Genomic DNA, 25069 nt, shown 5'->3' on the forward strand with positions numbered 1-25069 from the left:
TACAAATCGGTCAAATGGTTAAACCGCATCGAGGTGATTGACAGCGAACATATCGGCTACTGGGAGGAACGGGGGTATGACAAGGATGCATGGTTATCCGGTGCATCTCAGCGTTTTCCAAATATCAATGGTTCATAATTATAAATTCAATTTTCACAAAACCAATAAAGAAGCCTCCAATAACACGCATAACGTGTGCTTGGAGGCTTTCCTTCATTAATTCATAGTTATTTTATTTACGAATTTAACAAACGCACCAGTTCGTCTTCATCCTCAATGGTCGGAATACCGAGATCATGGGCCTTCGTTAATTTACTGCCTGCCTTCTCTCCGGCAATGACAAGATCAGTCTTTTTCGATACACTGCCTGTCACTTTCGCACCAAGTGCCTCGAGTCTCTGCGTCGCTTCCTCACGGGTCAGTTGATGCAGTGTTCCTGTGAGCACGACTGTTTTCCCGCTGAAGAAGGAATCCTCTGCCACCGCGGCTGGTGCTTCCGGTGCCTGTGCCTTCACACCCAGCTGTAGCATCTTCTCAATCGCCGCCTGTGTGAACGGATCAGCAAAGAAATTAACGATGCTCTCCGCCACAATACCACCGACGTCCGGCAGCTCAACCAGCTCTTCTGCAGTCGCGTTCATGATCGCATGCAGATCACGGTAATGCTCAGCAAGCATACGTGTCGTAGATTTACCTGTGTTCGGGATACCTAATGAGTACAGGAACGAAGCCAGATCCCGATCTTTACTCTGCTCCAGCGCAGCGAGAAGGTTGTTCGCTTTCTTTTCGCCAAATCGCTCCAGCTTCACCAGATCGTCAAACTGCAGTGTATATAGGTCTGCCGGTTCACGCACGTTCAATTCATCATACAACTGAATCGCTGTTTTCTCGCTGAATGTCTCAATATCCATGGCATCCCGCGAAGCAAAATGGGAGATACGAGCAACGGTCTGCGGTTTGCACGCCAGTTTGTTGTTGCAGAACAAGTGTGCTCCGCGCTGCTCCAGCGGGAATCCGCATGCCGGACACTGCTCTGGATATATGATCTCCTCGCCATCATTCTCTTCGGTTACTTTACCGAGAATCTCGGGAATAACATCATTGGAACGACGAATAAAGACACGAGAACCGAGGGCGTACTTCAGATTTTTCCGTTCGATATCACCCACGTTGTTCAGCGTACAGTTCTGCACCGTAACTCCGGCAAGTTCAACCGGCTCTACTCGCGCCAGCGGAGTCACTTTGCCTGTTCGTCCGACATTCCACACGACTTCGTTCAGCACGGTTGTTGTCTCTTCCGCCTCGAACTTGTACGCAACTGCCCACCGGGGGAACTTGTCCGTATAACCTAACACGTCACGAGTACGCATGTCCGTCAGTTTAATAACCGCTCCATCAATGAGATAATCCAGTTGGCCGCGGTTTTCCTGTATGGCTTCCAACTGCTCCATCACATCATCGAATTCGTGGAAGTAGGTGAGGGACGGGTTCACTTTGAAACGATTATCGCGCAGGAAGTCCATCATCTCCTGATGAGTAGCAAACTGAATGTCGTCCGAATATCCGACGTTATAAAAATAAGCATTCAACCGGCGCTCGGCTGTTGTCTTCGGATTCAGGTTGCGAAGCGCTCCTGCTGCGGCATTACGGGCATTTTTGAGCGGCTCGGCGGCCGTCTCGTTATATCGGTTCAACACAGAGAGGTTCATGATCCCCTCACCCTGCACTTCAATAGTGCCTCCAGTATACGGAATTTTGAGGGGAACCGACTTGATCGTCTTGACCTGTGCAAGAATGCCTTCGCCCACTGTCCCGTTTCCGCGTGTAGAAGCCTGTACCAGTTCACCGTTCGTGTAGGTCAGGTTCAGGGTCAATCCATCAAACTTCAACTCAATCACATAACCCGGTTCTGGCAGCGGATTGTCCGGATTTTTGCTGTTGTAATCATTGACCAGCTTCAATACCCGGGTATTCCAACTGCGCAGCTGTTCAATGTTCTGCGCTTTGTCCAGACTCCATAATGGGGATAAATGACGATGCGGGTTGAATCCTTTGAGCAGTTCGCCCCCTACACGCTGCGTGGGGGAATCAGGCAGAACGATTCCGCTCTCCTGTTCCAGTGTTACCAGTTCGTCATACAGAAGGTCATACTCCTTGTCACTGATCTGCGGCTGATCCAACGTATAATACTGGTAATTGTGCTGATTCAGCTCGGTAACGAGCTGCTCCATCCGGTGCATCGGGTCCATATCGGGCCATCCCTCCATTAATTTAATATATGTAGAACGAACATGCCTATTGTAATCAAGGAACATGGCAGAATGGATGTTCATGTCAGTTCAGTATCATACAATAGGCTATTTCATTCTTATTCCACTTTGGTAATCGGGGCAAATCCGGCGAGCAGACGTTTTACGCCAACCGGAGCCGGGAAAGCAATCTGCAGCTCCGTATCATTGCCGCTGCCTTTGACCGCGACAATGGTACCTGTCCCCCATTTGCCATGCTGCACTTTGTCGCCTGCCTTAAATCCTGCCGCACTGTCTGAGGAAACAGACTTCGAAGCAGATGCTGGTGCCGCAAAGGTTGGACGAGAAGTGCTGGTCGTCACCCGGGACGTTGGCCCAGAAGAAGCCATTGCGGATGAACCACTTCGGCTCTGCTGCTCAAACAACCTGGACGCACCTGCACCTCCGCCGAAATTACTTCCACCACTGGAGCCTAAACCGCGTCCTCCATACGAGCCTCCGCCTGTGCTGGTTCCACGACGGTAACGGTCACGTGCGATGGAGGTATCTTCCTTGAGCTCATCCGGAATTTCATCCAGAAACCGGGATGGCGGATTCGCCGTTGTGCGTCCAAACAATGTCCGCATCTGTGCACAGGACAGAAATAGCTGCTCTTCTGCTCGCGTAATGCCCACATAAGCCAGCCGGCGTTCTTCCTCAAGCTCTTCGTTATCCATAAAGGCGCGGCTGTGTGGGAAGACACCTTCCTCCATCCCCACGATAAAGACAACCGGGAACTCCAGACCTTTTGCACTGTGCATGGTCATCAATGTAACTGCATCGCTCTGATCCTCTTCATCGTCGTTCATGCTGTCGATATCTGCAATGAGTGCCAGATCGGTTAGAAACGAAACGAGCGTTTTGTCTTCATTATTTTTCTCGAATTCCATCGTTACCGACAGAAACTCTTCGATATTCTCCAGCCGTGCGCGGGATTCAATCGTATTTTCCTTCTGCATCTCGTCGCGATACTGGCTCATCTCCAGAATTTTCTCGGTCAGCTCCGTAACCGACAAATATTCAACCATCTGGTGAAGCGCAGCAATCATATCATAGAACTCCACCAGCGCGTTGCGTGTGCGGCCAGCAAAGCCCAGATCATCCACGACCTGCAGTACACGGAAAATGGAAACCCCGCGTTCACCCGCCGCTGCTGCCAGCTTGGCTACAGTCGTATCCCCGATGCTGCGCTTCGGCACATTAATAATTCGGGTCAAGCTGATATCATCATCCGGGTTGGATAACAGACGCAAATAGGCTAGAATGTCCTTAATCTCTTTCCGATCATAGAACTTGATGCCGCCGACAATCTGATACGGAATGTCCGATTTGATCAGAATTTCCTCGATGACCCGGGACTGAGCATTGGTACGATACAGAATCGCATGATGCTGATAGGATTTACCATTCTTCACGTTTTTACTAATCTCGGAGGTTACGAAATACCCCTCATCGTGCTCGGAATCCGCGCGGTATACCTTAATCTTGGAGCCGCCCTCTTTATCCGTCCACAGCTTCTTCGGCTTACGGCCTGTATTAAGGCCAATCACTTCATTCGCTGCATTCAGAATGTTGGAAGTGGAACGATAATTTTGCTCCAGCAGGATTGTCTGTGCTTCCGGGTAGTCCTTTTCAAAATTCAGGATATTGGTAATATCCGCTCCGCGCCAGCGGTAGATTGACTGGTCACTATCTCCTACCACACAGATGCGGTGATGACTGTCAGCGAGCATACGGCACAGCATGTACTGTGCACGGTTCGTATCCTGATACTCATCGACGTGAATATATTGGAATTTCTTTTGGTAAAAGTCGAGCACTTCCGGCACTTCTTTGAACAGTTGAATCGTTGCCATGATCAAGTCGTCGAAGTCGAGCGAATTATTGGCTCTTAACCGCCGCTGATACATCGTATATACCTTCGCTACAATGCCTTCAAAATAATCGCCCGCCTGCTTCTCGTACTGCTCAGGGCTGATCAGTTCGTTTTTGGCTGTGCTCATCATCGCCTGAACAGCTTTTGGTTCAAACTTCTTCGTATCAATATTCTGATCTTTCATACAGCTGCGAATAACGGAGAGCTGGTCAGATGAGTCCAAAATGCTGAAGTTCGATGTAAAACCGATCCGTTCAATGTCGCGGCGCAAAATGCGCACACACATGGAGTGGAAGGTGGATACCCAAATGTCGCGGCCCTGGGAACCGCCTACGAGCTGAGATACCCGATCCTGCATCTCACGTGCGGCTTTATTGGTAAAGGTAATCGCCAAAATGCCCCACGGCGGTGCTTTCCGTGTTGCGATCAAATAGGCGATCCGGTGTGTCAGCACCCGGGTTTTGCCCGAGCCCGCGCCAGCCATAATGAGCAGCGGTCCATCCGTTGCCTCGACAGCTTGGCGCTGGGGCGTATTGAGCCGTGCGACGGCGTCATGTATATTTACAGGTTGCATGCATGCATGCTCCTTTCGTTGGTTGATCGTATAAGGGGGCTTGAGGTTACACTTGTCACTCCGATGACAGAATGAGCCTTCAATCGCTGTTATTCCCGGATTTTTTTCAACTGTTTTCTAGAGGTGAATATCCGGTAATAAAGGCGAACGCTCCGCTTCTCCAGCTTATTTCTGTCCTCTCCGTTCGCGTGTAAACATAATCTCCTTATACTTAGAGTTAGGTAAAACAACAAGAAAACTGCAGCAGCTTTTCAGTTTTTATAAATTTCAGATTGCTCCTGCAATTTGAAATTCTGATAAACCATAAATCGTAAATACAATTGTTATGAAAGGTTTACATCTCATCAATGCGATATTACTTCGTCATAAAAGGCGAAGTTCTATTTTAACAGATTCCAAGAGGGATGTGGGGGATTGGTAAACTAAACCGGTCAGGCGCCTTTCACAGCTTGTACCGTGTCCAGCGCTTGCTGTAAATTGCTGTACACTATATTACCAACAACAACGGTATCTGCTGCCTGGGCAGCTTGTCCTGCCTTTTCCGCCGTATCAATACCGCCGCCATAAATGAGATGTGCCCGGTCCAGCTGTCTATGTGTCTCGCCTACCAGCTCCATATCACCAAACGTTCCGCTGTATTCCATATATATAATAGGCAGGTTGAGCAGTCTCTCCCCAGCCTGAGCGTAAGCAGCCGCAGCCTCTGCAGTCAGTTCGGTATCTGCTCCGGTTAACCTTGCCACCGTCGAGTCCGCATGAAGCACAATATACCCTTCGGTAATTAATAACTCCCACGGGATCAAATAACCATAACGTTCAATGGCCTGCTGATGCTGTCCAATGATCCATTTGCTGTCAGGTGTGTTCAGCACCATAGGAATCAGATAGCCATCAAACCCGGGCACAACTGCCTCCAGATCCGATACTTCCAGCACACAGGGCAGTTCATACCTGCGCACCCGGGACATCAGATCTACCGTATTGTCATACGTTATTCCTGATGATCCGCCAACGATAATGGCATCGGTTCCCGACATGCATATCTGATCCAGTGCCTCGTCCGTAATTTCCCGGTCCGGGTCGAGCTTAAATACGTGTCTCCACTGCTTAATCATGTCTATCAACGAACATTCCTCCAGAGGTTCTTCTGCATCCTAAAAAGCTTATAAACTAAGTCTAAGTCAGCAGGCAGCAGGTGTCAATGTTCGTATAAAAGGCGAACAAAAAAGACATAGACTTTTTGCTGCTTCATCATAAAGTCTGTGTCTTTCATTCGGGTCAGCCCCCACAGCCAGGCACAAATGCAAATGGCCTTGATGCAGGCGTACGACCGCATGCATCTTGCGCAGAACAACCCCCAGCCGACTGCTGAGGCTCCTGTGCCTGGGTCAAAGGCTAGCCCCTAGCGATACGTCGGTGTCTTCTAAATCTGTTTTTTGTCTTCACTTTTTAAGGTTTCCAGGCAAATTTTGTGTTCATCTCTTCCATCTCCTGCTCGGTCAGGACGTCCGAGTACACACCGTATACGCCCCATTTCTCATAGTTTGCTGCCTGCTGGGTATCATTAATAGTATGCACATACGTTACTGCTCCAGCCTTCTTGAGCTTGGCCACAAAGTTCTGGTTCACTTTATATTCCGGCATAGTGACAGCATCGACGTCATTATTCTCTACAAACTGTACAACCTGGTCTTCGGTATCCTGCGTAGCATATAACGTGTAAATAATAGAGGGGAAACTGTATACTTCCTTTACCTTTTCGAGCATCGGTTCATTATATATTTGTACAACAACTCGGTTCAGTGCAGACGGATCATGTTTGTTCGCCGCATCGACCAATGATTGAAGCACCTGCTGGATATCCTCGTCCTTCTGCTCTTTGGTATCGGTTACGATATACATATCCGGGTACTTGGACAATACGTTCATAATGCCATCGGCATCCATAGGCTGGTACATGCCAAGAATCGGTGTATTCATGAATTCATCATGTGTAAGCGCTCCCGCTTGTTTGTGCTCTGGCAATTCTTCATCCTGTCCGAGCATTTTGCTCATGTTGGCCGTCCACTCATGTCTGGCTACAGCCACGCGATCTGAGGTAAGCATAAAATCAATCTCGAATACCCGTGTGCCTTTCTCATAATTCGAAATCATCGCTTCATACGCATTGGTGTACGGCTGTTCCCGAATGCTTCCCATCGCGTGGGCAATTAAACGATAGTTTGTAAATCCGTCTCGCTGCTCCTCACTCTGGCTGTCATTCGCCCAAAAGAGTGTACCCACGGTAACGAGCAGCAGTGTCAATACGGCGGCAATACGTTTCATATCATTTTCACATCCTTCTCAGACGTATTAAACTCGGAATAGAATCGAAATTCCCGATGGTTTAAATTCTTTAACTGGCTCCTATCCTTCCAAAAAAAGAACACCAGATGTCATATTGCATTTTGGTAACTAACTACCCGAATTCGACACATGCAAAACAAAAAACCGCCCAGAGGCGGCGCTCCTAGCGGCAGATATAATTGTGGCATGAGATTAAGCATGAGATTAAGCATGTGATTAAGCATGTGATTAAGAGTGCATTTCTAATTGACTTTCTTTGTATACAGCTCATGTAAAAATGCAATCAGCGCTTCTCTCCAGGGCCTCATGGATTGAAGACCATTCATACGAATTCCCAGATGATCCATTACAGAATAGGCCGGACGAGGCGCGGGGCGTGGGAACTGTGAAGTCGTGCAGGGGATGATCTGGGCTGAATGAGCTGCTGCTTGAAAAAAACCTTGTTTTTTCGCTTCCTCAGCGATCGCCTGCGCAAATTCGTACCATGTACAGCTCCCTGCATTGGAGGCATGATACATGCCGTATTTCTCACTTACTGCGAGTTCAGCCACCAGCTGTGCGAGATCAACGGTATAGGTAGGTGATCCCTTCTGGTCATGGACAACCTGCAGCTGCGGGCGCTCTGTCATCAAGCCCAGCATCGTTCGGACAAAATTACTGCCATGGCTCCCAAACACCCATGATGTGCGGATAATAAACCACCGCGTACTCAAACTCTGAACCAGCTGTTCCCCAGCTAGTTTAGACTTGCCGTATACACTCTGCGGATTAGGGATATCGTACTCCTGATACGGCGTATCTCCCGTCCCGTCAAACACGTAATCTGTACTGATATAAACCAGCTTGGCTTTCAATTTCTCGGCAGCAGCAGTTATATTTCGTGTGCCTGCAGCATTGATGGCAAAAGCCGTATCGATATCCGTTTCCGCCTGATCCACCGCAGTAAAAGCGGCGCAGTGAACAATGACATCCGGCTGGAATGCCTCGATCTGGTCTGTACACTGCTGCTGATCGGTAATGTTCATCTGTTCCCGATCACAACCGAGTACATGATGGCCGGCTGCTTCTAAACTTTTCACGACATCATACCCCAGCTGTCCGGCTGCTCCTGTTACCAGCATTCGAAGTCTCATGTGTTCAAATCACCCATCCGCTGACCGTACTGCAGCTTCACGTAATCCTGATAAGTACCGGACTGTACGCTCGCCATCCACTCCTGATGATTCAAGTACCATTGAATCGTCTCTTGAATACCCGTTTCAAAATTGTGCACAGGTTTCCATCCAAGCTCGGTCTGCAGCTTCGTTGGATCTATGCCGTAACGCCGATCATGCCCCAAACGGTCCTGTACGTATTGGATCAGAGTCGTCGGTTTGCCCAGCTGCTGCAGCACGGTTTCTACAATATGAATATTAGTCCGTTCATTATTACCGCCTATATTGTATACCTCACCGGATTTACCCTGATGAATGACCAAATCTATGGCACGGCAGTGATCTTCAACATAAAGCCAGTCACGAATATTCAGACCGTCACCGTATACCGGAACAGCTTCATCCTTCAAAGCACGGGAGATTATGAGCGGAATAAGCTTCTCCGGGAATTGAAACGGACCATAATTGTTGGAACAGCGGGTAATATTAACAGGCAAACCGAACGTTTCGTGGTAAGCTCTGACGAGCAGGTCTCCCCCGGCTTTACTGGCAGAATAAGGGCTGTTCGGCGTCAGAGGTGTCTCTTCTGTAAAAAGCCCTGTGGGTCCAAGAGAGCCGTACACTTCATCGGTTGAAACCTGTACGAATTTGGCGATCTTATATTTTTTCGCTGCATCGAGCAGTACCTGTGTCCCCATAACATTTGTACGGACAAACACATCTGGAGCGAGAATACTGCGATCCACATGGGATTCAGCAGCGAAATTCACAACCACATCGATCCCTTGGGCAAAAATATCCTCCATCTGCTGTACATCTGCAATGTCAGCCTGAATGAAAGTATGCCGCGGATTGGACTCAATCGACTGTAAATTTTCTAAATTACCCGCATACGTCAATGCATCCACGTTAACAATTTCATAATTCGGATGCTCACGAAGCATGTATAATACAAAGTTGCTGCCAATAAATCCAGCTCCGCCTGTAACCAGTAATTTCATGCTGTCTCACTCCTCTGTATCCACTTATTGACCGTATGTGAATGGTCTGTCATTCATCAAAATGCAGCTCTGCATCCCGAAGAACAGGATGTTTCTGATCTTTATCCGATAAGATCGGCTCCGTTACAGGCCAGTCGATGGCCAGTACGGGATCATTCCATAAAATGCCCCGGTCATGTTCAGGCGAATAATACGCATCGACTTTATAACCCACTTTGGTGTGAGGAACCAATGTGCAGAAACCGTGGGCAAATCCTTGGGGAACCAGCAGCTGACGCTGATTATACTCACTGAGTATGACACCTTTCCACTGACCAAAGGTAGGCGAAGCGCTGCGAATATCTACAATGACATCGTAAACCGCGCCGGAGATTACCCTTACCAGCTTGGTTTGTGCTTTTGGATGAAGCTGATAATGAAGGCCCCGAAGCACTCCCGCTTCAGCTGACAAGGATTGATTATCCTGAATAAAGTCATAATGTATCCCGTGATCCAACAGCAGCCGCTCGTTATAACTTTCCAGAAAATAACCGCGATGATCTCCGTATACCTTCGGCTCCAGTATGGCTGCATCCTTCATAAACAGCGGAATTATCTTCATCTTATCCCCCCGTTCTGCTCTTGGACAATATTTCTTCATTTTGATTATGTATATGAGAGCAGCATTCCAAGTGTTTGTTCATTCGCCTTGGTGATACATAAAAGCCCAGCCGAAATGTGATCAATCGGCTGGGCTGATGCATATTCAGAACATTCAGGAAAGATATAAATGATATAACAATACATCAATGACGATGTGCACCATCTAAAAAACACAATTGGACCAGCTCAGCGCCTGCCAACGATCTCTTCCAGGTACTTAAGCAAGTCCTCCCGCAGATCCGGCCGCTGCAGCGCATAATGAATGGACGTTTCAATAAAACCTAACTTCTCACCCACGTCATGGCGCAGGCCGTCGAAATGATACGCCAGAATCTGGCGCTGTTCATTCAGACGGGACAAGGCATCAGTCAACTGAATCTCTCCGCCAACCCCGGCAGATTGTCTGCCCAAAATTTCAAAGATGTCCGGGGTCAGAATATAACGGCCCATGATCGCCAGATTGGAAGGAGCATCCTCCGTTTTCGGCTTCTCTATCAACCGGCGCGCGCGGAACACACGTTTATCCGTAGGGGTTAACTGCTCTCCATCCACGATTCCGTATCGGGGCACCTCACTCCATTCGACAGGCTGCACGCCCACAATAGGAGACTGCAGTTCGTCATAGACTTCAATCATCTGCTGCAGGCATGGGTGATCCGCTTCCACAATGTCGTCCCCGAGCAGGACGGCAAACGGTTCGTTACCTATAAACTTGCGGGCACACCAGATGGCGTGACCCAGTCCCTTGGGTTCCTTTTGCCGGATATAATGAATGTCAGCCATCTCGGAAGGTTTGCGCACTTCGTTCAGCAGGTCCCACTTCTGTTTGTCTGCCAGATTCTGCTCAAGCTCAAAGGAAGAGTCGAAGTGGTCCTCAATCGCCCGTTTTCCTTTACCCGTCACGATAATAATATCTTCAATTCCGGAAGCTACAGCTTCCTCTATAATGTATTGAATGGTTGGCTTGTCCACGATGGGCAGCATCTCTTTTGGCATGGCCTTGGTGGCAGGCAGAAACCGCGTTCCCAGTCCGGCGGCTGGAATAATCGCTTTGCGAATACGAATAGGAAACACTCCTTTGGCTGAGTAAATAAGAAGGTGGTATAGAATTACACGTTTATGGCATTCGATCACGGCAGTGAAATTCGTACATTTCTCTATACATTACCACAATTTATGGATAATCGTTGAATAAAAGTGAACCTGCTCTACACCATCAACAGCTCGCGAATATCCTGCTCGGATAACGTAGTCGATCCCCCGTCGCCCGGCTCAATGACTTCGGCAATCAAGTCTTTCTTCCGCTGCTGCAGTTCCAGAATTTTCTCTTCAATGGTGCCCTCGGTCACGAGACGAATGACCTGAACCACCTGTTTCTGACCCATGCGGTGCGCACGTCCAATCGCCTGTTCCTCCACAGCGGGATTCCACCACAGGTCATATAGAATGACGGTATCGGCTCCCGTCAGATTAAGCCCGGTTCCACCAGCCTTGAGAGAGATCAGGAACAAGTCAGCTTCTCCCTCGTTAAATCTGCGGCACAGGTCCACACGACTCTGTGCAGGAGTTTGTCCATCCAGATAGAATAGATTGTTTCCCTGCGCAGCAAGAGTCTGACGAATGAGACGCAGCATACTGGCGAACTGGGAGAAGATTAGAATACGTTTGCCAGCGGCCAGACAGTCCTGAACGGTCTCCAGCAGCTGTTCCATTTTGCCGGAATCTCCTTGGTATCCGTCTACAAAAAGAGCAGGGTGACAGCATAACTGGCGCAGACGGGTGATGCCTGCCAAAATTTTGATCCGATTTTTCTGGAAGCCGTCGTCTTCCATATCCTTTGCAGTTTCATCCTGAAGCTGAGACAGATAAGCTGCATACAGCTTTTTCTGTTCCACTGTCAGCTCAGATCGCTGCACCGTCTCAATACGATCCGGCAGTTCTTCCAGCACATCCTTCTTGAGGCGGCGAAGAATGAACGGACGCACCATGCGCGAGATTCGCTCCGGCGGCAGGTCGCGAAACCTTCTGTAACTCGGGAACAATCCCGGGAAAACCGCTTCAAAAATAGACCACAGTTCATCCAGAGAATTCTCTACGGGTGTACCTGTCAGCGCAAAACGCCGCGGCGCCTGAATCTGTTTGACGGCCTGCGCAGTCTGGGACGATGCATTTTTGATGGCCTGTGCCTCGTCCAGAATGAGGGTATGGAATGTCCGCCCCAAATACGTATCCAGATCACGGCGCAGCAGCGGGTATGATGTCACAATTACATCTGCATTGTCCATATCCGCCAGCATGCTGGCCCGTTCATCCTTTTGCCCGGCGGCGATCAATACGTTCAGATGAGGAGCAAACCGCGCAAACTCGTTCGCCCAGTTGTAGGTCAATGAAGCTGGCGCGACAACCAGCACCGGAGGATGCGACATTCGCGTACGAATGGTCAGCCCCTCCTGCTGCGAGATGTGCCAAGCATCAACTGCGTTTGGAGAGTTGTTGCTATCCGAATGAGCTCCTATACCAAACACCGTTTGATCTGTCGGTACCTGCTCCTGCTCGTATATAGGCTTTTCCTGTAACGATGCGGTGATATAGGCGATGCTTTGCAGCGTTTTGCCCAGTCCCATATCATCGGCCAGGATACCGCCAAAGCGGTAATGTGCCAATGTACGAAGCCACTGATATCCGCTCGCCTGATAATCCCGCAGCACGGGTGCCAGCGCCTCTGGGAGTGGAAAGTCCATTCGGTCAGGATCACGCAGATCACCCAGGAAACGTTTGAGCGAACCGCCCCATTTCACATGACCGGAGACCTCATGCTTACCGGGAAGCTGTAAAGCCCTTACTGCAGGCAGCCGAATATGGCTGCTCTGGATATCTCCTGCTTCCAGCCCGAGCGCGTCAGCCATGCGAGCGAAGCTGCTCGCGCCTTCATTTTCAAGTGACAGGAAGACACCGCTTCGCAGGCGGAAGAAAGCTTTCTTTTCCACAATACTGCGCATCAGTTCCTGCAGCTCCTGCTCGTCTACTCCCTCCATCTCGAAGGAAATCTCCAGCCAGTCCAGCCCCCTCCCGAGATCTGCACGAACCTTGGGCGGTACCGGATAAGTCGGCATCATCGCTTTTACAGCATTCGGCATATAGATATCGGCCAGCTTCTCAAGCTCCGGCAGCAGGTGATACATCACATCATAGATCGCATCCTCACGCTCACTTGCCCAGACACTGCCCTCACGCTCCAGAAATGAGCGGTCCAGCCTCTCCACCAGATTCCGTTCCTTGAAACGGTCGCGAATCAGAATGACCTTCTTTTCTTCCTCACTGATCAGGTACTCCGCCAGCGGATTAATAACCATCACACCATAATCAAATTCCAGACGCGCCGTAATGCGTTCCCGGTAAAAGTCGATGTACAGCTTCGGAGACAGCTCTGGTTCAGCGATCTGTTCTCGCACACGGGAATCAATGGACAGATGCCCCAAGGTCCGCAGTTCCGGTACGACATGCTGTACAAACTCATCGACCTGCTGTGCCGAAATATCAATACTCTCTTTAATGCCATACGATGTGAGCGCACTGCTTAGATCCTCCAGACTGCGCATCTGCATCGGTTCGAGCATATACAGCTGACCTTCAACGACCGCAGCATCATACGCCGGAAGCAGGATCAGCTCACGCAATCCCGATACTTCCAGCTGATATCCTTCATTAGCGCCCTCTGCAATCCGGTAAAATAAAGGCAGCGCTCCTTCGCTCGGCACAAGCGGCCCGTTCCCCAGTCCGGTGCCCTCCATCCGACTGTCCGCCTGCAGTAGAAGCTCAAGCAGCGGTTTCCACACAATCGGGGCGATCAAAATCTCCCGTCCGTCCGAAGCCCCCAAATACCCCGAAATCGACTCGCGGTATGCTTCTTCACTCTGTCTCATACGAATGAGCATCGATAGGATCGCTTGATCTTGAGCTCGAAATACATGCATGAGCGGATCATAATGAAACAGCTTGGTGAAGGACATAGGCTCACCCTTTTCGACACAGTTCAGGAACTGCTTGACCTTCTGCACAACATAGAGACGTTTGCTGCCCACCTTCAATTCCAGTGCAAGTTTGCCTATGCCTCGAGAAACATGCACCAGCTTGCATATATACTGTATCTGCAGCTCTTCACGCAGCATGGAGCGAGTGACTGGTGCCGTGTATTTCGACTCCCGTTCTTGTGGTAATCTCCGATCTTTGGCAAACATGGACAGAATCTGATCTGCTGTACGATAGGACGGTTTATCCGCAGAGCGGCCCCAGCCTGAAGCTGAACTTGGACGACCTGCCTGGGCAAAAGGGGAAGATGATATCGTCTCCAGCCTTTGCCGCTGCGCTTGCTCCGGTTGGTGGGATCGCTGCGGTTGCTGTGCCTGCATCTCCCGTGCAGACGATGGATGAGCGGTGCTTATCCGAGAAGGATTTGCTAATTCATCGTATGCCTTCCCGTTATCATCTGCTGCTGAGGATACATTGGTGGAAGATATGAATTTAGAAGCCGATACGTGTGCAGGTGGGGATAATGCTGGCGATGGAGATGGAGATGGCGATGACGTTGGCGATGAGTAAGGCCGCTCCCATCTCTCTTCTTCGACCAGCGTGCCTACCTTCGAGGTTGACCCTGTGCCGCCGGACGATTCTGTCGTGCCCGCATGTTCATGAACAGCAAGCAGAACAGCCGCGATATGTTTGCAATAGTCATAATAGCTGCCGTATGCCGGGCAATCACAGTAGGCTTCAATCTCTCCCGCGTCATCCAGATCCACTTTGACTTCGTAAGTTTCTGTACCTCGAACAACCGCTTGATAATGACGTCCATCCTCACTCACAGCCAGCCTGCCAATCCTTCCGGACTGTTGATATTCTTCGCCGTGCTTGAATGCCGTGACCCCGCACAGCAATTTGATATCCATGATGGTGAACGGTGCCGCCATACTTCACACCTCCTTGAATACAGATTCCGTTTCTTTATAGAAAAAACCCCAAGAGCTCCGTAAAGCAGAGATTGGGGTTGCTTATTAAGTTGAAACACAGTTGTTTACACGTGCACTTCGATGACAGAATAACCTTCCAATCACTGTTATCCCCAGATTTTTTGATTCCCTTTCCTAAAAGGGAAAATCCGGTGATAAGCGTAGGCTTCCGATGCAGCTTTCTTACAGAAAGCTTTTAGGCGAACGCTTCGCTTTTTCAGGTTTTTTCTGCCCTCTCCGTTTTTGTGTAAAAAAATAGTTCAACTTATATAGCTTGTTGATCCGTTTATTTCACCAGTTGACCGCGTGTAACGCCCAGTTGGTTCGTTGCTTTCAATGTTTTCCATACCTGCGTACCGCTGATCTCGCCGCGCAGTGCACGATTGTACAGGTCGATGACTTCCTTCACCTGTTCCGGTGTTTCTTCCAGGAACTCTACCCGGTAACGGGATACTCCCAGATCCATGAAGTTGGTCAGGTACTCGGCACCAGACTGTTCTACGGCGTTATAGACCGTGTTACGGCAGCCTTCATCCACCCGCACCGGGTGAGACATCCCGATTCGGTCCTGCAGGGATGCCCGTTTTTCCTCGCAAGGACGCCCGCAGTTCGTATAATCCGTTCCTTCACTCATGAACGTACAGTACACACAGTGCTCTGTGTGGAACATCGGCAGATGCTGATGGATAACAACTTCAGTCTGACTTGTACGGGAGTTACCGAGCAGATCAACCATCTGCTGAATGTTCAGGTCGTACGATGGTGTGATCCAGTCGCAGCCTGCTTCTAGGAACAATTCCACGGCCTTGTGGTTGGCGATGTTCAAGGAGAAGTCACCAATAAGCTGTGGATGCTTCGCGTCCGGATTCATTCTACGATGACGCAGATAGAAGTACAGCGCACCTGTGTTGCGAACGAGCACCGCATCCGGCTCCAAACGCAGGATATTGTTGTGATAGCCGTTCTCGCCAGGCATATGAATACGCGGCGTAGCCAGCGCAATCTTGCCGCCTGCAGCATGTACAGCTTCCACCGCTGCCGGGAACTGTTTAATGAACTCGAAGTCGGCGTAGATCATGCCGACACCCGCTTCCAGCGCTGCCTCCACTTGCGGCAGGCTGCGGCACAGCGCGGTCAGCTCTGCTTGACCGCGAGCCACTGGAGATGCCGGTTGTACCGCATCGCCGTACACGTCCACCGCCCGTTTCACGTAGACGGGCGGTTTCGGGCGCTCGCCCGCGAGTTGTTCGACCGCCTGACGGCGAATATTATTCAACTCGCGCATCGGGATGATGACGTCACCGTGCAGGTTGACATCCAGTCCCTCCAGTTGGAACACGGTGCCGCCGAGACGTCCGAACTGCTCCTCGAGCAGTTCATGGGTCATCGGACGTTTCTGGGCAATGTCCAGTTCCATCTCCGAATCTACGCGCACGGTCGTTCCCTTCTGCACATCGGTCCACCACGTGCTGAGCGGCTGGCCCGGACTGCCGATGACTTTGACTTTAACCGGAAAGACACGGTATGGCTTATCGGTTTCAAAACTCTGACGCAGACGTTTGTCGAGCGCAGGGTCATTGGTTTTCCACACCTTGTCGCCCACTTTTACGCGGCGCAGATCCACATCACTGCGGCCTGGCACGATGTCCACGATCCAGCCTTCGCCGGCTTCGCCTTCAATCTTTACACCTTTACGGCGCACATCATATACGCGTCCGCCTTCTTCTTTCTTCGTTGGATCACCGGCGTCAAACACAATACCGTCTCCACGTTTCACTGGTGCGTCCAGTTTCAGAACCACACCGTCACGAAGCACTTGATCCACACGACCAAGATAAACGCCGCGGCTTTTCGGGAATGTGCCGTCTACCAGCTGTTTGTTGTTGATGCCGTCCAGGAACCCATGTGTGAATCCGCGTGAGAAACTCTGCTGCAGCTCACGGATCTCTTCCTTGCTTGCCCGTGTATTATCACCGTCAAAATAACGGTCAATCGCTTTACGGTATTTGCTGACTACGTTCGCCACGTACTCAGGCGTTTTGAGGCGGCCTTCAATTTTGAAAGACGTCACACCCGCTTCAATCAGTTCCGGCATGATATCAATCGCTGCCAGGTCTTTCGGAGACAACAGATATGCTACATCGCCCATCGGCTGGTGAACGCCATCCACCATCAGGTCATACGGCAGACGGCAGGCCTGTGCACATTCACCACGGTTCGCGGAACGTCCACCCCACATTTCGGAAGTCAGACATTGACCCGAGTAGGATACGCAGAGTGCACCGTGCACAAATACTTCCATCGGAAGTTTGGCCTGTTCCCCGATTTTCTGAATCTGCTTCAGATTGTTCTCTCGTCCGAGTACGACACGTTCCATGTCAAACGGCTTGGTAAACTCCACCGCTTCAGGAGACGTAATCGTCATCTGGGTGGAACCGTGGATCGGGAAGTCCGGCGAGATTTCACGAATCATTTTGACCAGACCCAAGTCCTGTACAATCACTGCATCCACACCTGCATCCACGCAGGCATCAATCAGTTCCTTCGCATCTTTCAATTCATTTTCAAAAATCAATATATTAAAGGTCAGAAACCCTTTCACGCCATAACTGTGCAAAAACGCCATAATTTCCGGCAGCTCGTCCATGCGGAAATTGTTCGCGCGCGCCCGTGCATTAAATTTTTCGACCCCGAAGAAAATCGCATCCGCACCGTTGGCTACCGCCGAACGCATGCAATCCCAGTCCCCTGCGGGTGCCAGAAGTTCAACGTCTTCTCTTCGTAATGCTGCTGTTTTCATGTAGATCCTCCCCATACCGGCCTACGCCGGTTTTCTTCCCTTGTACCTCTATCTCAGTACGCCTTATTGCTGTCACGTCAAGTATCACTATATCTATACATTAGTCTGTATTGCCTGAAATCCGGGCCTACAGTCTCTCGATTTCTCGAATCAGAAGTAATAACTCCTGAACTAGTATAGTGTACCACTTCTACACCTACTCTTCTACGCTTTCCTGAAAAAACCGTTTATCCTTTTCAACCTCATCCGTACTGCGGCAAACGGTGAACATATTCTGCCGATCTCTCTAAGGGCACATCCGCCTGCCTTTAAACAGTAAAAAACCGGAAGGTTCTCAAACCCTCCGGCACTATCTTGTTTCATTTTATTTATTATTTGTTAAAAGTAAATGAGTTCACTGCTTTTTCCAGCATGGCTGCCTGTACTTGCGTACGATTTGCATCGTTCAGACCACTAGTGATCGTATAGGTGGCTCCATTTTTCTCAAACACAATCTGGCTCCCTGTATACGGCACACCCTTGTCCTCTTCATGATACGTAAAGGAAAACGCAGGCACTCCTGCAAAAGTAAGTTCCTCACTGCGGATCAGGCTAAAGCTCTTGCGGGTTTTGGCTGCTTCTGCGTATGCCTCTCTCAGCTGACTAACCGTCATCTCAATCGACTTGTCTTCTGAGGCCGCAATAGAGAAGTTACCGCCCGTGAAAGTATAGATGACAGGTGAGCTCTCAAACCGATCACTGTACGGTGTCCAGTAACGCGGAATATCCACGCTGTAATGATAACGTTTGGAGGTGCGCGTGATCGTCTTCGTTTTATCTGTCAAATATGGATCTTCGTCCAGCTGGCCAAAGTTATCCGTTACTGTATCAAAATCAATCTCCACGCTCTTCATGATTTGATTAAACCATGCCCGGTCAGCAGCTTTTCCTTCCGGGAAGGTGTACTCCGCATAATAACGATATCCGTTTTTTTGCAAAAGAACGTCAAATTCGGTCTGCCAGCCCGCCCCGAAGTTATAGCGGAATTCATTGACCTCAGCGGTTTCCCCGGAGATTTCCGTTGTAAATGAACCAATCTGCTGATAGCTCTCCGCAGTAAAGGTTTCACGCATCCACTTTTCGAGCTGATCACTCCAGTCTTTCACGGTTGCCCCAGACTTCGCAGAAGTCACTCGAAGCTGCAGATACGCACCTTGTTCATCTTCGTAGGTCATGCTTTTATTATCCATGGACCAGCCAGCTGGAACCTTTAAGCTAATTCCATAATCTTCATTCCATGCCGCGCGCATGCCTTCTTCCACGGTAGAGAGATCCTTGATTGTACGGTCAGACGGGGAGTAGCTTGGATCAAAGGAGTTGAGCAGCGAAGCGTGTTTGCTCAAATCTTTGTAGTTGAACGCTTGATAATCGGCCAAATACACATCATATTGACGCCCGTCATGAATATATTGGCGCAGCTCCCATAACATACCGTCCGTATCTTTCACGACAATGCGTGCATACGGTTTGCTGCCTTTCGATACCGCTTCACGATCCAACACCGTATCGCCCGCCTGTTTTGCCACCTGCACGAGCTGTGTCAGCAGGTCATCTGCGTCAAGCGAAACATTCTGGTCACTAACGTACACTTCGAGATAATAGCTCTCGTCCGCAGCACCAAACGTCATCATCCGTTCCTGTTCACTGGATTGAAGCACAAGGAGATCAGCCGGATAATGCATCGACCAGCCGTAATAACTGTTACCGATTCTTGTTTTACCCTTGTCGAGATCAATACCGCCCTCATCTTCAGCCCCTTTACCCGTCTGCATCAAACGAATAACGATCTCTCCCGCGCTGTTCGGCGCAAGAGATGCACCGATCCCTGCAGCTACAGGACGAAGAGGAACCATCAGCACACCGTTTACCATATTCGGCGCAGCACCCATCTCCACTTTCGCTCCATCAATCCAGGCGATGGAACTGCCCATCGTCAAAGCTGCGACGTGTGCTCCCTGCTTGATTTTAATGACATCGTTCTTCTCCAGCCGGATCTCACTTCCAAATGCCTTCTTGAACACACCGACAGGCACCATCGTTACTCCCTTAACAATAAGGGGTTTCGTAATATTCTGTTTCTGACCATTGATAAAAGCACGGGTACTGCCTGCTTTGACCCGCAGCTCATTCGTCTTCATATCGTCGGCTGCCCACACCGGCAGAGCCGTGCCAGCCAGCAGCATACCCGCTAATACCCCCGTGCTCAGCACGCGTAACCATGACTTTTTCATTCCGTTCATTCGTCCTCTCTAGATTCATTCGGGTTACTTGCCAGGCTTTATTCTTCTTCATCTGCCAGAAGCGACTCATCTGAATCATCCTGGAGGGAATCCCGATCAGCAAGTACCAATGTGCGGGTAACGATGTCCCCATCGGTCTGCACCAGCAGTTTTACTTTTTGTCCAGGTAAGTAGGCTTTAAGCAGTTCATTGATATCTACGACGGAAGATACACGTTTCCCCGCCACACTGTAGATGGCATCGCCTTCCTTAATCTTGGCTTTCTCCGCTTCCGGGCTCAGTACACCCGTAACGGTCAACGGATCTTCTGCAGGCAGGCCTACAATCGCAGACCAGCTTTCCTCCAGCTCAAGGCCGAGACTTGCCCGTTTGATGGTGCCGTATTTGAAAAATTGATGGATGACAAAATTAACGGTATCCACCGGAATGGAGAATCCCATACTCTCAATGCCCACAGCAGAGAATTTCATCGAGTTGATGCCAACAACTTCACCCTTCAGGTTAACCAGCGGTCCACCACTATTGCCGGGATTAATGGCCGTGTCTGTCTGAATTAAGCGGTAGGATGCCTCGACTCCCCGGTTCAAACCACTGATTACACCAACCGTTGCCGAGTTACGAAGTGAAAAAGAGATCGGCGTACCGATCGCAATGACCGTCTCCCCAACGGATGTCTGTGAAGCCTTGGCAAAAACTGCAGGTTTTAGTGATTGGGCTTCAATTTTAATCAGTGCCAGATCACTTAACGGATCACTGAATGAGTCCGTAATGTTATATGTATTACCATCCGTCGTAACTACGACTGGATTAACCAATTCATCAATAACATGGGCATTTGTAACAATCCACCCGTTAGAACGAATGATAACGCCCGTGCCGTGTGCCAGGTTATAACGGTCATTTTCCGTCCCGCTCTGACTTTCCATCGTCTTGCCGATGATACCCACCACGGATGGAGATACCTTCTCAATCACTTTCGGGATGTTTGCACTTCCCTTGTACGTATACATGCCTGATTTGGCATCATATTGTCCGCTGCCGCCGAATGTCTTCACCACATCTTTGGTATTCACATACACTTGGCCGTCAATGACTTTTGCCTGCATACCTGATTTGGATGCCGCCGCACCAGCAGTCGCTGTCATACCGATGGAGAGCACTACCACCATCATCATGGATGCTGCCCTTTTTACAAACCTTTTCATCATCTCACCTGACCCTCTCTATACATCCTTCTTGCGCGACTGGACAACCGATTCCTGGCGAATCTATTTCTCTCTCATCTGCAATACCGGTATCCCTCAATGTATCATACAAATTATGGCTGTACAATCGTTTTAATTTTCGCTCTTTTTCGACAAAAAATGACTATTCTCTCCATGTTATGAAGACATGAAAAAACACCTTCCATCAATGTCGCGGAAAGTGTTCACGGTTGTGTATCCATATGTTCTGTGGGATGTTACTGGACTACTGCATGTGTTGGTTAACCAAACCAGCCTTTGATCATCGCATAGTCTGTCATCAAAAATACCAGCAGACTGACAACTGTAAAGCCGATCGCAAATAAATTTTTCTTCGGTGCCCGAACCAAGCGGACCAATCCAATAAAAATCAGGATCGTAAACAGGATGACAAAAATATCAAATGCATTAAAATTCGATGTACTCGCCGTGGCAGCCTCTGCAAGCAGCATGGATAGACAGACCTCCTCACCATAGTTAAAAAGCTAACGCATACCCTAAACTCTTCCTCTATGTTATCTGTACCCTGTTAGTAATGCAAGCCCTATCATCCAGAAAAATGAAAAAAATCCAGCTTGTCTGGTCTGCTCACAAAAGCTTGCCCGAATTAATATGTAAACACTTTCATTTGTTGGCTTTATTGCGACAATGATCATCCGTTTGGAAATCTAACAACGATCCTGAGAAACGTTATTTACTCAACATCATCGAAAAACAGCCACTATATTACTATCCCTGACCTTTTTCGTAATAAAAAAACCTTCTTCACCAAAAAAGAAGATCGTGAATGTTATTCACGATCTATCTTTCTCGGTGAAAGGAAGGTTTCAAAACCATAGTTACCCTTGGCACACCTATCAACACAGGTGCTGAATTAGTCTGCGAGCTGCAGGGCTTTACTTCGCTCCGTGTCGCGCTCCAGTACAGGTTTCAGATATCTGCCTGTGTATGAAGCCTCCACTCGAATGATATCCTCCGGAGTACCTGTCGCTACAATGGTACCGCCGCCGCTTCCGCCTTCTGGACCTAAGTCTACGATATAATCGGCTGTTTTGATTACATCCAGATTATGTTCAATGACCAGCACGGATTCTCCCGAATCGACGAGGCGATGCAGGACGTTCAGCAGCCGGTCAATATCATCGACATGCAGACCAGTCGTTGGCTCATCCAAAATATAAATGGTTTTGCCAGTACTCCGGCGATACAGCTCAGAAGCAAGCTTCACCCGCTGGGCTTCGCCGCCAGACAGCGTTGTTGCAGGCTGCCCCAGATTGATGTAGCCCAGTCCGACATCCAGCAGCGTCTGCATTTTGCGATGAATCTTCGGAATGTTCTCGAAAAATTGAGTGGCATCTTCCACTGTCATTTCAAGCACATCGGCTATATTTTTGTTTTTGTACTTTACTTCGAGCGTTTCACGGTTGTAGCGTTTACCCTTGCAGACCTCACACGGCACATACACATCCGGCAGGAAGTGCATCTCGATCTTGATAATGCCGTCTCCTCTGCAGGCTTCACAGCGTCCACCTTTGATATTAAAGCTGAATCGCCCCTTCTTGTACCCGCGCACCTTGGCTTCGTTCGTCTGTGCAAACAAGTCACGGATATCATCAAAGACCCCCGTATATGTCGCCGGGTTGGAGCGCGGCGTGCGTCCGATCGGCGACTGGTCGATATCAATGACTTTGTCGATATGCTCCAGTCCACGAATCTCCTTATGCTGTCCCGGGCGTACACGCGCACGGTTGAGATCACGCGCCAGCGTTTTGTACAAAATCTCATTAATCAGTGTCGATTTACCCGAACCGGATACGCCTGTTACAGCAGTAAATACACCCACTGGAATTTTTACATTGAGATTTTTCAAATTGTTCTCTTTGGCTCCGCGTACTTCCAACCAGCGGTCCCCGACACTCCGGCGCTCCGTACGGATCGGAATAAACTTTTTGCCGCTCAGATACTGACCCGTTAACGAGTTCTCGTCATTCATAATCTCCTCAGGTGTACCTTGTGACATGACTGTACCACCGTGAATACCTGCGCCAGGACCGATGTCGATAATATAGTCCGCAGCCATCATCGTATCTTCGTCATGTTCGACAACGATCAATGTGTTGCCGATATCCCGCATATGGGCGAGTGTGGAGATCAAACGATCATTATCCCGCTGATGCAGACCAATGCTCGGCTCATCCAGAATATAGAGAACTCCCATCAGGCTGGAACCGATTTGTGTAGCCAATCTGATCCGCTGCGCTTCGCCGCCAGATAGCGTTCCGGCAGCACGGCTTAACGTCAGGTAATCCAAACCTACGTTAACGAGAAAGCCCAAACGACTGTTAATCTCTTTCAGGATCAGTTTGGCAATGGTCTGCTCTTTTTCGGTCAGCTGCAGCGAATCAAAGAATCGTCCCGCTTCACCAATAGATAAACTAGTTACATAAGCCATATTGTGATCGTTAATCGTTACTGCAAGGCTTTCGCGTTTCAAACGCTGCCCTTTACATGTCCCGCAAGGCTTCGCACTCATGTATCCTTCAATGAACTCACGGATGCCTTCAGAAGCAGTTTCACGATAACGACGCTCCAGATTATTGACGATACCTTCAAACGTAACCAGCGCTTCTTTGCGCTGTCCAAAGTCGTTCTCATAACGGAATCGAATTTTCTCCGTGCCTGTCCCCTGCAGCAGTTTGTTCATCTGATCAGCAGGCAGATCCTCGACAGGTACATCCTGCGGAATATTAAAGTGTTCACATACCGAGCGGAGAAATTGCGGATAATACGTGGACGTCCCTCCGGTCCAGGCATCAAACGCGCCTTCTTCAATCGTTTTGCTGCGATCCGGCACAAGCAGATCCGGGTCTACAATCATTTTCACACCCAAACCGTCACAATCCGGGCAGGCACCAAATGGGCTGTTAAAAGAGAACATCCGAGGCGCCAGCTCATCAATGCTGAATCCGCAGACCGGGCAGGCAAAATTCGAACTGAAGCGCAGCTCTTCTTCACCGATAATGTCTACTAACAGCTGCCCGCCAGACAGATTAAGTGCTGTTTCAATGGAATCCGCCAGACGTGCTTGAACGTCATCCTTTACGACGATCCGGTCAACGACAACATCGATGGTATGCTTTTTGTTTTTCTCCAGCTGAATATCTTCCGACAGGTCGCGCAGTTCGCCATTGACCCGAACACGCACAAAACCTTGTTTGGACACATCGGCAAAAACACTTTTGTGCTCCCCCTTGCGTCCCGCAACAATTGGAGCCAGAATCTGCAGCCGGGTCCGCTCAGGGTACTGCATGATACGGTCCACCATCTGTTCTACCGTTTGCGATGTAATCTCAATCCCGTGATCCGGACAATGCGGGTGACCTACACGTGCAAACAGGAGTCGCAGATAATCGTAAATTTCCGTCACAGTTCCTACGGTGGAACGCGGGTTGCGGCTTGTTGTTTTCTGATCGATCGAAATAGCAGGCGACAACCCTTCAATGGAGTCGACATCCGGTTTCTCCATCTGGCCCAGGAACTGACGTGCATAAGCTGACAATGATTCCACATAACGCCGCTGTCCTTCGGCATAGATCGTATCAAAAGCCAGCGAGGACTTGCCTGATCCGCTCAAACCGGTCAATACAACAAAACGGTCACGCGGAATAGTGATATCGATATTTTTCAGGTTATGCGCTCTTGCACCTTTGATGACAATGTTCTCGCTCGCCAATAGTATTCATCCTCTCACTGCTTTTCTATAATCTTTTAACCAATTTCGACTTTTTTATCAGTATAGACCCTGTTTCACGTTTTCAACATGGTCTTTATATCGGGTGAAGCGGTGGGCTTCTTTACTCAA

At 49.4% G+C, this 25069-nt stretch carries 15 protein-coding genes (1 of these 15 cut by a window edge); 1 reads left to right on the plus strand and 14 read right to left on the minus strand.

Annotated features, from left to right (window positions below; all coding sequences use genetic code 11):
• Positions 1-138: the 3' end of a molybdopterin-dependent oxidoreductase gene (locus MKY97_RS25730; RefSeq protein WP_342552986.1), read on the plus strand. Its footprint begins 1275 nt before the window's first position; the window shows 138 of its 1413 coding nt (coding positions 1276-1413); the start codon falls outside the window, past its left edge; the stop codon is at positions 136-138.
• Between the two features lie 98 nt (positions 139-236).
• Here MKY97_RS25730 and ligA read toward each other — a convergent pair whose 3' ends face one another.
• From ligA to uvrA, 14 genes are all read right to left on the minus strand, one after another.
• Positions 237-2249, minus strand: a complete 2013-nt coding sequence (ligA, locus tag MKY97_RS25735) for an NAD-dependent DNA ligase LigA (protein WP_342552987.1) — start codon at positions 2247-2249, stop codon at positions 237-239.
• 119 nt (positions 2250-2368) lie between these two features.
• Positions 2369-4738, minus strand: a complete 2370-nt coding sequence (pcrA, locus tag MKY97_RS25740; RefSeq protein WP_342552988.1) for a DNA helicase PcrA — start codon at positions 4736-4738, stop codon at positions 2369-2371.
• A 431-nt stretch (positions 4739-5169) separates the two neighbouring features.
• The gene (locus tag MKY97_RS25745) at positions 5170-5862 is read right to left on the minus strand and encodes a heptaprenylglyceryl phosphate synthase (protein ID WP_342552989.1); all 693 of its coding nucleotides are present in this window, start codon (positions 5860-5862) and stop codon (positions 5170-5172) included.
• A 325-nt stretch (positions 5863-6187) separates the two neighbouring features.
• The gene (locus tag MKY97_RS25750) at positions 6188-7063 is read right to left on the minus strand and encodes a phosphatidylinositol-specific phospholipase C/glycerophosphodiester phosphodiesterase family protein (protein ID WP_342552990.1); all 876 of its coding nucleotides are present in this window, start codon (positions 7061-7063) and stop codon (positions 6188-6190) included.
• Positions 7064-7326: 263 nt separating this feature from the next.
• On the minus strand, positions 7327-8217 hold the full coding sequence (gene rfbD, locus MKY97_RS25755; protein ID WP_342552991.1) for a dTDP-4-dehydrorhamnose reductase: 891 nt from the start codon (positions 8215-8217) through the stop codon (positions 7327-7329).
• Positions 8214-9239, minus strand: coding sequence for a dTDP-glucose 4,6-dehydratase (gene rfbB / locus MKY97_RS25760; protein ID WP_342552992.1), 1026 nt, complete (start codon positions 9237-9239; stop codon positions 8214-8216). Before rfbB ends, rfbD begins: the two co-directional genes overlap by 4 nt.
• A 49-nt stretch (positions 9240-9288) precedes the next feature.
• On the minus strand, positions 9289-9840 hold the full coding sequence (rfbC, locus tag MKY97_RS25765) for a dTDP-4-dehydrorhamnose 3,5-epimerase (RefSeq protein ID WP_342552993.1): 552 nt from the start codon (positions 9838-9840) through the stop codon (positions 9289-9291).
• A 227-nt stretch (positions 9841-10067) separates the two neighbouring features.
• Positions 10068-10946 carry a UTP--glucose-1-phosphate uridylyltransferase GalU gene (gene galU / locus MKY97_RS25770; protein ID WP_342556454.1) on the minus strand — a complete coding sequence of 293 codons (879 nt, stop codon included), beginning with the start codon at positions 10944-10946 and terminating at the stop codon, positions 10068-10070.
• A gap of 143 nt (positions 10947-11089) precedes the next feature.
• Positions 11090-14845 (minus strand): SNF2 helicase associated domain-containing protein, encoded by a 3756-nt coding sequence (locus MKY97_RS25775; RefSeq protein ID WP_342552994.1) that lies wholly within the window; start codon positions 14843-14845, stop codon positions 11090-11092.
• 325 nt (positions 14846-15170) lie between these two features.
• Complete coding sequence (locus MKY97_RS25780) at positions 15171-17684, minus strand: DUF3656 domain-containing protein (RefSeq protein ID WP_342552995.1); 2514 nt, start codon at positions 17682-17684, stop codon at positions 15171-15173.
• Positions 17685-18055: 371 nt separating this feature from the next.
• Positions 18056-19954, minus strand: coding sequence for a stalk domain-containing protein (locus tag MKY97_RS25785; protein ID WP_342552996.1), 1899 nt, complete (start codon positions 19952-19954; stop codon positions 18056-18058).
• A 47-nt stretch (positions 19955-20001) separates the two neighbouring features.
• Entirely contained in the window at positions 20002-21168 is a 1167-nt protein-coding gene (locus MKY97_RS25790; RefSeq protein ID WP_342556455.1) for a trypsin-like peptidase domain-containing protein, read from the minus strand.
• A gap of 281 nt (positions 21169-21449) precedes the next feature.
• Positions 21450-21659, minus strand: a complete 210-nt coding sequence (locus MKY97_RS25795; protein ID WP_342552997.1) for a hypothetical protein — start codon at positions 21657-21659, stop codon at positions 21450-21452.
• 422 nt (positions 21660-22081) lie between these two features.
• Complete coding sequence (gene uvrA, locus MKY97_RS25800) at positions 22082-24940, minus strand: excinuclease ABC subunit UvrA (RefSeq protein ID WP_342552998.1); 2859 nt, start codon at positions 24938-24940, stop codon at positions 22082-22084.
• Positions 24941-25069 lie beyond the last annotated feature (129 nt).

The sequence above is a fragment of the Paenibacillus sp. FSL R7-0652 genome, from assembly GCF_038595045.1.
GTDB lineage: Bacteria > Bacillota > Bacilli > Paenibacillales > Paenibacillaceae > Paenibacillus.